The organism is Streptomyces fradiae (genome assembly GCF_041270065.1).
Lineage (GTDB): Bacteria > Actinomycetota > Actinomycetes > Streptomycetales > Streptomycetaceae > Streptomyces.
In genome coordinates, this window is sequence record NZ_CP065958.1 from 1,490,391 (window position 1) to 1,503,942 (window position 13,552).

Annotated in this window: 9 protein-coding genes; 5 read left to right on the forward strand and 4 right to left on the reverse strand. The window is 69.7% G+C overall.

The genetic code is table 11. The features are described from left to right. Positions 1–105: 105 nt before the first annotated feature. Positions 106–978: a PD-(D/E)XK nuclease family protein gene (locus JAO84_RS06630; RefSeq protein WP_265865527.1), complete on the forward strand. Its 873-nt coding sequence runs from the start codon at positions 106–108 to the stop codon at positions 976–978. A gap of 50 nt (positions 979–1,028) precedes the next feature. Further along, complete coding sequence (locus JAO84_RS06635; protein WP_265865528.1) at positions 1,029–1,700, forward strand: response regulator transcription factor; 672 nt, start codon at positions 1,029–1,031, stop codon at positions 1,698–1,700. A 124-nt stretch (positions 1,701–1,824) separates the two neighbouring features. On the opposite strand, the gene JAO84_RS06640 is transcribed toward JAO84_RS06635, so the two are convergent. The 4 genes from JAO84_RS06640 to metH form a co-directional block, all read right to left on the reverse strand. Next, complete coding sequence (locus JAO84_RS06640) at positions 1,825–3,402, reverse strand: ABC transporter substrate-binding protein (protein ID WP_370411273.1); 1,578 nt, start codon at positions 3,400–3,402, stop codon at positions 1,825–1,827. Between the two features lie 68 nt (positions 3,403–3,470). Beyond that, the gene (locus JAO84_RS06645) at positions 3,471–5,060 is read right to left on the reverse strand and encodes an ABC transporter substrate-binding protein (protein WP_265865530.1); all 1,590 of its coding nucleotides are present in this window, start codon (positions 5,058–5,060) and stop codon (positions 3,471–3,473) included. A 473-nt stretch (positions 5,061–5,533) separates the two neighbouring features. Further along, on the reverse strand, positions 5,534–6,271 hold the full coding sequence (locus tag JAO84_RS06650) for an HAD family hydrolase (RefSeq protein WP_370411275.1): 738 nt from the start codon (positions 6,269–6,271) through the stop codon (positions 5,534–5,536). A 130-nt stretch (positions 6,272–6,401) separates the two neighbouring features. Then, complete coding sequence (metH, locus tag JAO84_RS06655) at positions 6,402–9,920, reverse strand: methionine synthase (RefSeq protein ID WP_265865532.1); 3,519 nt, start codon at positions 9,918–9,920, stop codon at positions 6,402–6,404. Positions 9,921–10,163: 243 nt separating this feature from the next. On the opposite strand from metH, the gene JAO84_RS06660 reads away from it, so the two are divergent. From JAO84_RS06660 to glpK, 3 genes are all read left to right on the forward strand, one after another. Continuing rightward, the gene (locus tag JAO84_RS06660) at positions 10,164–10,928 is read left to right on the forward strand and encodes an IclR family transcriptional regulator (protein ID WP_370411278.1); all 765 of its coding nucleotides are present in this window, start codon (positions 10,164–10,166) and stop codon (positions 10,926–10,928) included. Between the two features lie 265 nt (positions 10,929–11,193). Next, positions 11,194–11,982, forward strand: a complete 789-nt coding sequence (locus JAO84_RS06665) for an MIP/aquaporin family protein (RefSeq protein WP_370411280.1) — start codon at positions 11,194–11,196, stop codon at positions 11,980–11,982. Positions 11,983–12,017: 35 nt separating this feature from the next. Then, positions 12,018–13,547 (forward strand): glycerol kinase GlpK, encoded by a 1,530-nt coding sequence (glpK, locus tag JAO84_RS06670; RefSeq protein ID WP_370411281.1) that lies wholly within the window; start codon positions 12,018–12,020, stop codon positions 13,545–13,547. Positions 13,548–13,552: the final 5 nt, after the last annotated feature.

The following is a 13,552-nucleotide window of genomic DNA, read 5'->3' on the forward strand; positions in this document are numbered from 1 at the left end:
GGACGGGATCAGGGGCGAGGTGATCGGGGGCGACGTGATCGGGGCCCGGAGCGGGAGCGGTCGGGGCGGCGCTCGCTGTCAGTGGCGGGCCGTAGGGTCTGTGTCATGAGTACGAGCGAGCAGCCGCCCGTGGCGGCGGTGGAGGCCCGGGCCCCCATGTCGTTGTCGCCGTCGCGGGCGAGCGACTTCATGCAGTGCCCCCTGCTCTACCGGTTCCGGGTGATCGACCGGCTGCCGGAGAAGCCGAGTGCGGCGGCGACCCGGGGGACGCTGGTGCACGCGGTGCTTGAGCGGCTGTTCGACGCGCCGGCGGTGGAGCGGACGGCGCCGCGTGCGAAGGCGCTGGTGCCGGGGCAGTGGGACCGGCTGCTGGCCTCGCGCCCTGAGTTGGGCGAGCTGTTCGAGGGGGACGCCGAGGGCGAGCGGCTCGCGCAGTGGCTGACGGAGGCGGAGTCGCTGGTCGAGCGGTGGTTCACGCTTGAGGATCCGACGCGTCTGGAGCCGGCCGAGCGCGAGCTGTTCGTGGAGACGGAGCTGGCCTCGGGGCTGCGGCTGCGCGGGGTGATCGACCGGGTGGACGTGGCGCCGACGGGCGAGGTGCGGATCGTCGACTACAAGACGGGCAAGGCGCCCCGCCCCGAGTACAGCGAGGGCGCGCTGTTCCAGATGAAGTTCTACGCGCTGGTGGTCTGGCGGCTGAAGAACGTGGTGCCGCGCCGGCTGCAGCTGGTGTATCTGGGCAGCGGTGACGTGCTGACGTACGACCCGGTGGAGGCCGATCTGCTACGGGTGGAGCGCAAGCTGCACGCGCTGTGGGAGGCGATCCGGCTGGCGACGGAGTCGGGCGACTGGCGGCCCCGGCCGACGAAGCTGTGCGGCTGGTGCGATCACCAGGCGGTGTGCCCGGAGTTCGGCGGCACTCCCCCGGTGTATCCGCTGCCGCTGGTGCCCGCGCGCCCGCCGGAGTCCGGCGCGTAGACCCAGGGCAGAATGGATCAGGTCCAGCCCACCCCGTGAAGGAGTTGTCCGTGGCTATCCGCGTCCTACTGGTCGACGACCAGCCGCTGCTGCGCACCGGTTTCCGGATGATCCTGGAGGCCGAGCAGGACATCGCGGTGGTGGGTGAGGCCGGGGACGGTCTCCAGGCTCTCGACCAGGTGCGGGCGTTGCAGCCCGATGTGGTGCTGATGGACATCCGGATGCCGCGGATGGACGGGGTGGAGGCGACCCGGCAGATCACCGGCCCGGGCCGGGACGGCCCGGCGAAGGTCCTTGTGCTGACCACCTTCGACCTCGACGAGTACGTGGTGGAGGCGCTGAAGGCGGGGGCGAGCGGCTTCCTCCTGAAGGACGCGCCGGCGACCGAGCTGGTGCAGGCGATCCGGGTGGTGGCGGCGGGCGAGGCGATGCTGGCGCCGTCGATCACCCGGCGGCTGCTCGACAAGTACTCGGCGCATCTGCCCTCGGGCGAGGAGCAGGTGCCGGACACGCTGAACACGCTGACCGACCGCGAGGTCGAGGTGCTGAAGCTGGTGGCGCGCGGGCTGTCGAACGCGGAGATCGCGGCGGATCTGTTCGTCAGCGAGACGACGGTGAAGACCCATGTCGGGCATGTGCTGACCAAGCTGGGCCTGCGCGACCGGGTGCAGGCCGCGGTGTACGCGTACGAGAGCGGTCTGGTGCGTCCCGGCGCGCAGTGACCGCGCAGTCCGCCTCCCCCGAGGCGGTACGCGGAAGGGCCCGGCGCGCGCGTCGCACGCCGGGCCCTTCGCCGTACCGGAGGCCTGATCCGTACCGGAGACCTGATCCGTACCGGAGGCCTGGTCAGCCCTTCTTGATCTCCCAGAAGCGGAAGACGGTGGAGGCGTCCAGGGTCCATTCGAGGCCGGTGACGCCCTCGCGGGCGACGGCGTACTGCTTGCCCTGCCACAGCGGAAGGAGCGGGAGCTCCTCGGCGACGAGGTCCTGGACCTTGTTGTAGGTGGAGCCGGTCTGGGACCGGTCGGGCGAGGCGGCGACGGCCGGCAGCAGCTCGCCGGTGATCAGGGCGTTCTTGTAGCGGTTGCCGAGGACGTTGTCGTCGCCGAAGAACGGCGAGGTGAAGTTGTCGGCGTCCGGGTAGTCGGGGACCCAGCCGCGGACGTACACGCCGTACTTGCCGGCGTCGATGTCCTTCTCGTACTGCTCGTAGGGCACCGACTGGACCTTGGCCTCGAACAGGCCGCTGGCGTTGAGCTGGCCGGCTATGGCCTCCATCATCTGGTCGGTGGAGGGCCCGAAGCGGTTCGGGGTGGACCAGAGGGTGAGCTTGACCTTGCCGCTGACGCCGTCCTTGCGCAGCGCCTCCTTCGCCTTGGCGGTGTCGGGGTCGCCGTAGGTGTCGAAGAACGAGGTGGCGTGGCCGGCGATGCCGGCCGGGACGATGGAGTACAGCGGCGTCGCGGTCGACTTGTAGACGTTCTCGACGAGCGCCTCGCGGTCGACGAGGTGGGCGATGGCCTTGCGGACGCCGAGCTTGCCGGCGACCGGGTCCTTGACGTTGAAGACCAGGTGCTGGACCTCGGCGCTGGAGCCCTGGACGACCTGGATGCCCTTGGCGTCGGTCCGGTTCTCCAGGGCGGCGATGTCGTCGGCGGCGAGGCCTCGGTAGGCGACGTCGATGTCGCCGGCGGAGAGGGCCTTGCCGAGGGCCTCGCGGTCGCCGCGGTAGAGCTTCAGGGTGACGCCGCCGTTCTTGCGCTTGGCGTTGCCCTGGTAGCTGTTGTTGGCGGTGAAGACGGCCTCGGTGTCGCTGAAGGAGTCGAGCTTGTACGGGCCGGAGCCGGCCGCCTTGCCGTCGGTGCGCAGGGCGTCGGCGGCGTACTCGCGGTGGTCGACGATGGAGCCGGCGCCCGAGGCGATCTTGCTGGGGAAGGTGGCGTCGGCGACCTTCAGGCGGAAGACGACGGTCTTCGCGTCGGGGGCCTCGATGGAGTCGATCGAGGAGAGCAGCGGGGCCGGGCCGTTGGGGTCGGCGATCTTCAGGGCGCGCTCGAAGGAGAACTTGACGTCCTCCGACGTGAGCGGGTTGCCGTTGGAGAACTTCAGGCCCTCGCGGAGGGTGCAGGTGTAGACCTTGCTGCCGCCGGAGAAGGCGCACTTGTCGGCGGCGTCGGGCTCGGGCTCGGAGCCGCCCTTGGGGAAGGCGAGCAGGGACTGGAAGACGTTGTTGAACAGCAGCCAGGAACCGGGGTCGTAGCCGCCGGCCGGGTCGGTCGCGACAATCTCGTCGGACATGCCGACCCGGACGGTCGGTCCGGCGTTACCGGAGCCTTCGCCCTGTTCGGTGCCGCAGCCGCTGAGCAGGGTCGCGGCCAGGCCCGCGGCGAGCGGGGCGGTCAGCCACTTGTTGTGTGCCTTCACAGAACTTGCCTCTTGATCTCTTGCCAGGCCGGCCGCGCGGGCAGTGCGCGGCCGGTACAACGAAGGGGTCAGGCGGTGCCGCGGCCGAGCTCCCACAGGAGCAGGTCGGAGGAGGTGTTCAGCGCCCATTCGACGCCGGTGACGTCGTCGCGGGCGGCGACGTACTGCTTGCCCTGCCACAGCGGCAGCACCGGGACGTCCTTGGCGACGATCTTCTGGATCTGCTCGAAGACCGGGGTCGCGGCGGTGCGGTCGGCCTGGCGGCGCGACTGCGGGATCAGCCGGTCACGGACGGACTGGTTGACGTAGGGGGTGTTGAGGAAGTTGTCGCTGTCCAGGAACGGCGCGATGTAATTGTCCGGGTCCGGGTAGTCGGGGAACCAGCCGAGGCCGTAGACGGCGTAGTCGCCGCGCTTCTGCGCCGGGCGGAACTTGGACCACTCGGTGCCCTTGATCTTGGCGTCGAACAGCTTGGAGGCGTTGAGCTGGGCGCCGAGCGCCTCGAACTCCTCGGCCGTCTCGCTGCCGTAGTGGTCGGTGGTGTAGTTGAGGGTGACCGGGACGGGCGTCTTCACGCCGGCGTCGCGCAGCAGCTTGGCCGCCTTGGCCGCGTCGGGCTCGCCGTAGGTGTCGATGAACGAGGTGGCGTGGCCGGTGACGCTGGAGGGGATCAGCGAGTACAGCGGCTGGGCGGTGGGGCCGTAGACCTGCTCGATCAGCTTGCCGCGGTCGACGACGGAGGCCATGGCCTGCCGGACGGCCTTCTCCTTGACGGCCGGGGCCTTGGTGTTGAAGCCGAGGTAGCGGATCTCCAGGCCGGGGACCTCGGTGAGGTTGATGCCCTCCTGGGGCTTCTCGGTGAGGTCCTTGATCTGGGGCTGCGACATGGCGCGGGCGGCCATGTCGATGTCGTCGGCGCGCAGCGCCTTGTCCATGGCGGCGGCGTCGGCGAAGGAGCGCAGTTCGACCTTGTCGTTGCGCAGGGTGATGTCGCCCTGGTACTTCGGGTTCTTGGTGAAGACGAATTTGGTCACCGCGTCGCCGGAGACCTCGGTCTTCAGGGTGTACGGGCCGGAGCCGTCCACGTCGAAGCCGGCGCGCAGCGCCTTGCCGTCGTACTTGGCCTTGCTGAGGATGCCGGCGACGGGGGTGGAGAGCTTGTACGGGAAGGTGGCGTCGGGCGTCTTGAGGTGGAAGATCACCTCGAGCTCGCCCCGGGTCTCCACGGTGTCGATGTTGGAGAGCAGGGCGGCCGTGCCGTTGTCGGACTTGATGGCGAGCACGCGCTCGACGGAGAACTTGACGTCCGCGGCGGTGACCGGGGTGCCGTCGGCGAAGGTGAGGCCCTCGCGCAGCTTGCAGCGGTAGCTCTCGCTCTCCTTGTCGGAGAAGCCGCAGCTCTGGGCGGCCTCGGGGACCGGCGCACCGCCGCCGCGCGGGACGTGCATCAGGGTCTGAAGGGTCTGCCGCAGGATGTTCCAGGCGCCGGTGTCGTAGGCGAAGGCCGGGTCGAGCGGGGCGGGGGCGTCCTCGGTGGCTTCGAACCGGTCCGTGGTGCCGACGACGATGGCTCTGCTGTCGTCCCCTCCGCCGCAGCCGGCGAGCAGGGGGGTGAGCAGGGCGGCCACGGCGGGCAGCACCAGGGTCTTGCGGTTCATCTGGGACGTTCTCCTCATCCGGCACGGGGTGTCGGCCGGCAGTGGTACAGCGGCTTTCGGGCACTCCGTCGGCCGCCCGGTCGGGGCGGTGGCGATCGGGCCGGGATGGGGGTGCGATCGGGCCTGTGGACGCGGCGACTTGGGTGGGCGCCGGGGCACGCGGTGGGGTGCGGCGGAGTACTCGCGAAAGCGTAGTGGGCGGCGCCGGGGTTACTGGACGGAAGCAATCGCGGCCGTCACCCGGGGGCGATCATGAATACGGTGCGTTCGATAGTCATGCAGGGGAATGATTCGTACGCGGCTGGGCGAATCGGGACACAAGAGCGGGGTGTAACCGCCGGTTTCCGGACACCGCACGCAGACAGGCCACCCGCCGGTCGGCACTCTGCGTGACGAAGCTCACGCAGGGTTCTTTCCGGCGGATGGCCTGTTCGTTTCCGGACGCGAAGCGGGGTGGCTCAGATCCTGCCCGGTTACTGCCCGGATCCTGCTCGGATTCCGTGCGGCGCGGCGCTCCGGGAGGTGATCAGGGTGCGCAGGAAAGGCACGTCGACCTCTTCCAGGGAGCGCACCACGACCCGGCCCGCGGAGGGCGCGATGGGGGCGACGGAGGGCACGGCGACGACCCGGCAGCCGGCCGCCTCGGCGGCCGCGACTCCGGTCGCGGTGTCCTCGACAACGGCGCACAGCAGGGGGTCGGCGCCCACCCCGCGGGCGGCGGTCAGATACGGCTCCGGGTGCGGCTTGGTACGGGCCACCTCGTCGCCCGCGACGGTCAGCGCGAAGCGGTCGCGGCCGAGCGAGCCGAGCACCCGGTCGATGATCCGCCGGTGCGAGGCGGAGACCAGGGCGGTGGGGATGTTGTGCCGGGCCAGCTCGGTGAGCAGCCGGTCGGCGCCGGGCATCAGCGGGACACCCCGGTCGATGCGCTGCTCGAACTTCTCGTTGAGCAGCACGGTGAGCTCGGCCAGGGTGATGTCGGCCCCGGTGGCCTCGATCAGATAGCCGGCGCTGCGGGTCATGGGGCCGCCGACCACGATGTCCCGCCAGGACTCGTCGAGCCGGTGCCCGAGGTCCGCGAAGACCTCCACCTCCGCGTCCCACCAGAAGCCCTCGGTGTCGACGAGGGTGCCGTCCATGTCGAGGAAGACCGCCTGCAGCGCGGAGCTGCCGTTGGCACGGGACAAGGACGCGGGGACCGTACTGGTCATCCGGCACACCTCCACGGAGGGACGAAGAGGCCGGTCACCCTCCCCGGTACGGGGGTGGCGACCGGCCTGCACTGGACCGACCAGTGTACGTCCGGTTCACATCGAACGCAGGTATTTACTCCTGCCCCGATTACCGAGCGTTGAAGTACTTCGCCTCCGGGTGATGGATGACGATGGCGTCGGTGGACTGTTCGGGGTGCAGCTGGAACTCCTCGGAGAGGTGGACGCCGATCCGCTCCGGCTCCAGGAGCTCGGCGATCTTCGCCCGGTCCTCCAGGTCGGGGCAGGCGCCGTAGCCGAGCGAGAAGCGCGCGCCGCGGTACTTGAGGTCGAACATGTCCTTCACGTCGGCCGGGTCCTCGCCGCCGAAGCCGAGCTCGGCGCGCACGCGCGCGTGCCAGTACTCGGCGAGGGCCTCCGCCAGCTGCACGGACAGGCCGTGCAGTTCGAGGTAGTCGCGGTAGGAGTCGGAGGCGAAGAGCTTGGCCGTGGCCTCGCCGATCTTCGAGCCGACGGTGACGACCTGGAGGCCGACGACATCGGTCTCGCCGGACTCCTCCGGGCGGAAGAAGTCCGCCAGGCACAGCCGGCGGCCGCGCCGCTGACGCGGGAAGGTGAAGCGGGTCCGCTCGTTCCCGGCCTCGTCGAGGATGATCAGGTCGTCGCCCTTGGAGACACAGGGGAAGTAGCCGTGGACGACGGCCGCTTCGAGCAGGTTCTCCGTGTGGAGCCGCTCCAGCCAGCCGCGCAGCCGCGGCCGGCCGTCGGTCTCCACCAGCTCCTCGTACGACGGCCCGTCGCCGGCCCGGTTCTGCTTCAGGCCCCACTGGCCCTTGAAGAGCGCGCCCTCGTCGAGCCAGGAGGCGTAGTCCTTCAGCGGGATGCCCTTGACGACGCGGGTGCCCCAGAACGGCGGGGTGGGTACGGGGTTGTCGGTGGCGACGTCGGAACGGCCGCCCGGCTCCGGCTCGTCGACCTGGAGGGTCGCGGAGCTCGTGGCGACCCGCCGCTGCTTCAGCTCCGGCAGTACGGCTCCGGGCACGCCGCGCTTCACGGCGACGAGCGCGTCCATGAGGCGCAGGCCCTCGAAGGCGTCGCGGGCGTAGCGGACCTCGCCCTGGTAGATCTCGTGGAGGTCCTGCTCGACGTAGGCGCGGGTGAGGGCGGCGCCGCCGAGGATCACCGGGTACTTGGCCGCCAGCTCGCGCTGGTTGAGCTCCTCCAGGTTCTCCTTCATGATCACGGTCGACTTGACCAGGAGACCGGACATGCCGATGACGTCGGCGGAGTGCTCCTCGGCTGCTTCCAGGATCGCGGAGACGGGCTGCTTGATGCCCAGGTTCACCACGTTGTAGCCGTTGTTCGACAGGATGATGTCGACCAGGTTCTTGCCGATGTCGTGGACGTCGCCGCGGACGGTGGCGAGGACGATGGTGCCCTTGCCCTCGGCGTCGGACTTCTCCATGTGCGGCTCCAGATGCGCCACCGCGGTCTTCATGACCTCAGCCGACTGCAGCACGAACGGCAGCTGCATCTGACCCGAGCCGAACAGCTCACCGACGACCTTCATGCCGTCCAGGAGCGTGTTGTTGACGATGTCCAGGGCCGGGGTGGTGGTCAGGGCCTCATCGAGGTCGGCCTCCAGGCCGTTCTTCTCACCGTCGATGATCCGCCGCTTGAGCCGCTCCTCCAGCGGCAGCGCGGCCAGCTCCTCCGCCTTGCCGGCCTTCAGGGACTTCGCGGTGGCGCCCTCGAACAGGGCCATCAGCTTCTGCAGCGGGTCATAGCCCTCGCTGCGCCGGTCGTAGATCAGGTCGAGGGCGGTGGTGACCTGCTCGTCGTCGAAACGGGCGATCGGCAGGATCTTCGACGCGTGCACGATCGCCGAGTCCAGACCCGCCTTCACACACTCGTCCAGGAAGACGGAGTTCAGCAGGATCCGGGCGGCCGGGTTGAGGCCGAAGGAGATGTTCGACAGGCCGAGGGTGGTCTGGACGTCGGGGTGGCGGCGCTTCAGCTCACGGATCGCCTCGATCGTCGCCACACCGTCCTTGCGGGACTCCTCCTGACCCGTGCAGATCGTGAAGGTGAGGGTGTCGATCAGGATGTCCGACTCGAGGATGCCCCAGTTCCCGGTCAGGTCGTCGATGATCCGCTCGGCGATCGCGACCTTGTCCTCGACCGTCCGGGCCTGGCCCTTCTCGTCGATCGTCAGCGCGATCAGCGCCGCACCGTGCTGCTTCGCAAGGCGGGTGACCTTGACGAACCGGGACTCCGGGCCGTCGCCGTCCTCGTAGTTGACCGAGTTGATGACCGCACGGCCACCCAGCTTCTCCAGACCCGCCTCGATGACATCCACCTCGGTGGAGTCCAACACGATCGGCAGGGTGGAGGCGGTGGCGAAGCGTCCGGCGAGCTCCTTCATGTCCGCGACACCGTCACGGCCCACGTAGTCCACGCACAGGTCGAGCATGTGCGCGCCCTCGCGGATCTGGTCGCGCGCCATCTCCACGCAGTCGTCCCAGCGGCCCTCCAGCATGGCCTCGCGGAACTTCTTCGAGCCGTTGGCGTTCGTCCGCTCACCGATCGCGAGGTACGAGGTGTCCTGGCGGAACGGCACCGTCTGGTACAGCGACGCGGCGCCCGGCTCCGGGTGCGCCACCCGCGCCGGCGGAACGACCCCACGCACCCGCTCCACGACCTGCCGCAGGTGCTCCGGAGTCGTACCGCAGCAGCCGCCGACCAGCGACAGCCCGTACTCGGCCACGAAGGTCTCATGGGCGTCGGCCAGCTCCGCCGGAGACAGCGGATAGTGCGCACCGTCCTTCGTCAGCACCGGCAGACCCGCGTTCGGCATGCAGGACAGCGCGATGCCGGCGTGCCGGGCGAGGTAGCGAAGGTGCTCGCTCATCTCCGCCGGGCCGGTGGCGCAGTTCATGCCGATCATGTCGATGCCCAGCGGCTCAAGCGCCGTCAGCGCCGCACCGATCTCCGACCCGAGCAGCATCGTGCCCGTCGTCTCGACCGTCACCGAGGTGATGAGCGGGACGGTGTAGCCGGCGATCTCCATGGCGCGGTGGGCCGCGATGATCGCGGCCTTGGTCTGCAGCAGGTCCTGGGTGGTCTCGACGATCAGGGCGTCGGCGCCGCCGGCGAGAAGGCCCTCGGCGTTCTGCTGGTAGGCGTCGCGGATGGTCGCGTACTCGACGTGGCCGAGGGTCGGCAGCTTGGTGCCGGGGCCCATGGAGCCGAGCACCCAGCGCTGCTGTCCGGTGCGCTCGGTGTAGTCGTCGGCGACCTCGCGGGCGATCCGGGCACCGGCCTCGGAGAGCTCCTGGATGCGGTGGGCGATGTCGTACTCGCCGAGCGCGGAGAAGTTGCAGTTGAAGGTGTTGGTGCCGACGCAGTCGGTGCCGACCGCGAGATAGGCGTCGTGGACCGAGCGGACGATGTCCGGGCGGGAGACGTTCAGGATCTCGTTGCAGCCCTCCAGGTTCTGGAAGTCCTCCAAGGAGGGGTCCTGGGCCTGGAGCATGGTGCCCATCGCGCCGTCGGAGACGACGACCCGGGAGGCGAGTGCCTCGCGGAGGGCGTCGGCCCGCTGGGCGGCGGTCGCGGATGCGGTGGAAGGGGTCGGCGACGAGGCCATGGATGGGGCTCCCTGGGATGCGACGGCTGTCGGCTTTGCGCCCTCGGCAGAGGGTGCACGGGCCCAGAGTAACCATGCGGGGGCCGGGGTGGACATGGGGTTCCGGCAGGTGGACGGCATCCTGTGTCCGGGGACTCCCGGTCCGGCCCGTTCTTGTCCGACACTGTCTGGTGTGACACAAGGTCGGCATCGACCGATAGTGTTCAGCATTGTCGAACAGCATGTGAGGAGAAAGGCCGGGCGATGGCGAAGAACATCCAGTCGCTTGAACGGGCGGCGGCGATGCTGCGACTGCTCGCGGGCGGCGAGCGCCGGCTCGGCCTGTCCGACATCGCCTCCTCCCTCGGACTCGCCAAGGGAACGGCGCACGGCATCCTGCGCACCCTCCAGGCCGAGGGCTTCGTGGAGCAGGACCCGGCCTCGGGGCGCTACCAGCTGGGCGCGGAGCTGCTGCGCCTGGGCAACAGCTATCTGGACGTGCACGAGCTGCGCGCGCGGGCGCTGGTGTGGACGGACGACCTGGCCCGGTCCAGCGGCGAGAGCGTCCATCTGGGCGTGCTCCACCAGAGCGGCGTGCTGATCGTCCACCATGTCTTCCGGCCGGACGACAGCCGGCAGGTCCTGGAGGTGGGGGCGATGCAGCCGCTGCACTCCACGGCCCTGGGCAAGGTGCTGTCGGCCTACGACCCGGTGGCGCACACCGAGGCCGTGGAGGTCGAGCGGGAGCCGTTCACGCCCCGTACGGTCACGGAGCTGACGGACTTCGAGTCGCTGCTCGACATGACCCGGGCGCGCGGCTGGGCGGCGGACGTGGAGGAGACCTGGGAGGGCGTGGCCTCGGTGGCGGCGCCGATCCACGACCGGCGCCGGATGCCGGTGGGCGCGGTGGCCATCACCGGCGCCGTGGAGCGGGTCTGCGCGGACGGGGAGCTCCGCTCGGAGCTGGTGGCCGCGGTGCGGGACTGCGCCCGTGCGGTCTCCCGTGACCTGGGGGCGGGCCGCTTCTGACCGTCCGGGCGACCGCGTCCGAACACACCTCAACCCGTCGGTAACGATCGCGTTATCGGCGGGTTTTTCGTTCCCGCGACCCTTGACGCGCTGTTAACCGTGGCGCAAAACTTCCGTTCATCGGTCGGCATTGTCGAACAGCTACCGGCAATACGCGCTAAGGTGTGACAGTGCCAAGGGCCGGCAACGCCCTCACCTGAGGGCGCGAACCACCGGAGTCACCCGTGGTTCGCCTTCCCCTGGACGAAGGACAAAGGAGTCGCGGGTGTCCAGCTCCGACATCTTCATCGGCGAGATCATTGGTACCGCCGTGCTCATCCTGCTCGGTGGTGGCGTCGTCGCCGCCGTCGTGCTCAAGCGCTCGAAGGCGCAGAACGCCGGCTGGCTCGCGATCACCTTCGGGTGGGGCTTCGCGGTCATGACCGCCGTCTACATGACGGGTACCCTCTCCGGCGCCCACCTCAACCCTGCGGTCACCGTCGGCATCGCGATCAAGGACGGCGACTGGAGCAACACCCCGGTCTACTTCGCCGGTCAGCTGCTCGGCGCCATGCTCGGCGCCTTCCTGGTCTGGATCGCGTACTACGGACAGTTCCGGGCCCACCTCACGGACCCGGAGATCCTCGCCACGCCCCCGCACGAGGAGGGACTGGTCACCGAGGACGCCGCCCCGAAGGCCGGCCCGGTGCTCGGTGTCTTCTCCACCGGTCCGGAGATCCGCAACATCTGGCAGAACCTGGCCACCGAGATCATCGGCACCGTGGTGCTCGTGCTCGCCGTGCTCACCCAGGGCCTCAACGACAGCGGCAAGGGCCTCGGCGTCATCGGCGCCCTGATCACCGCCTTCGTCGTGGTGTCCATCGGCCTCTCGCTCGGCGGCCCGACCGGCTACGCCATCAACCCGGCCCGCGACCTCGGTCCCCGCATCGTGCATGCCCTCCTCCCGCTGCCGAACAAGGGCGGCTCCGACTGGAGCTACGCCTGGATCCCGGTCGCCGGTCCGCTGATCGGTGGCGCCATCGCCGCGGGTATCTACAACATCGCGTTCGCCTGAGCCGTCCTTCTTCCAGACTTCCCTTGGAGTACACCGTGACCGACGCCCACACCGCCGGCCCGTTCATCGCCGCCATCGACCAGGGCACCACCTCGTCGCGCTGCATCGTCTTCGACAAGGACGGACGCATCGTCTCCGTCGACCAGAAGGAGCACGAGCAGATCTTCCCGAAGCCGGGCTGGGTCGAGCACGACGCCACCGAGATCTGGACCAACGTCCAGGAGGTCGTCGCCGGCGCCATCGCCAAGGCCGGGATCACCGCCGCCGACGTCAAGGCGATCGGCATCACCAACCAGCGCGAGACCACCCTGATGTGGGACAAGAACACCGGTGAGCCGGTGCACAACGCGCTCGTGTGGCAGGACACCCGCACCGACGCCCTGTGCAAGGAGCTCGGCCGCAACGTCGGCCAGGACCGCTTCCGCCGCGAGACCGGCCTGCCCCTCGCCTCGTACTTCTCCGGCCCCAAGGTCCGCTGGCTGCTCGACAACGTCGAGGGCCTGCGCGAGCGCGCCGAGCGCGGCGACATCCTCTTCGGCACCATGGACTCCTGGGTCATCTGGAACCTGACCGGCGGCACCGAGGGCGGCGTGCACGTCACCGACGTCACCAACGCCTCGCGCACCCTCCTGATGAACCTGCACACCATGGCCTGGGACGACAAGATCCTGCAGTCCGTGGAGATCCCGGCCGCCGTGCTGCCGGAGATCCGCTCCTCCGCCGAGGTGTACGGCACGGTCAAGGGCGGCGTCCTCGACGGCGTCCCGGTCGCCTCCGCGCTGGGCGACCAGCAGGCCGCCCTGTTCGGCCAGACCTGTTTCGCCGAGGGCGAGGCCAAGTCCACGTACGGCACCGGCACGTTCATGCTGATGAACACCGGCGACAAGATCATCAACTCCTACAGCGGCCTGCTGACCACGGTCGGCTACCAGATCGGCGACCAGAAGCCGGTCTACGCCCTGGAGGGCTCCATCGCCGTCACCGGCTCGCTCGTCCAGTGGATGCGCGACCAGATGGGCCTGATCAAGTCCGCGGCCGAGATCGAGACCCTCGCCTCCTCCGTCGAGGACAACGGCGGTGCCTACTTCGTCCCGGCCTTCTCCGGCCTCTTCGCCCCGTACTGGCGCTCCGACGCCCGCGGTGTGATCGCCGGCCTCACCCGCTACGTCACCAAGGCGCACATCGCCCGTGCCGTCCTGGAGGCCACCGCCTGGCAGACCCGCGAGATCACCGACGCCATGACCAAGGACTCGGGCGTCGAGCTGACCGCCCTCAAGGTCGACGGCGGCATGACCTCCAACAACCTGCTGATGCAGACCCTCTCGGACTTCCTGGACGCCCCCGTGGTGCGCCCGATGGTCGCCGAGACCACCTGCCTCGGCGCCGCCTACGCCGCCGGTCTGGCCGTCGGCTTCTGGCCGGACACCGACGCCCTGCGCGCCAACTGGCGCCGGGCCGCCGAATGGACCCCTCGCATGGACGCCGACAAGCGCGACAGCGAGTACAAGAACTGGCTCAAGGCCGTAGAGCGCTCCATGGGCTGGATCGAAGCAGAAGAGAACTGACGAGG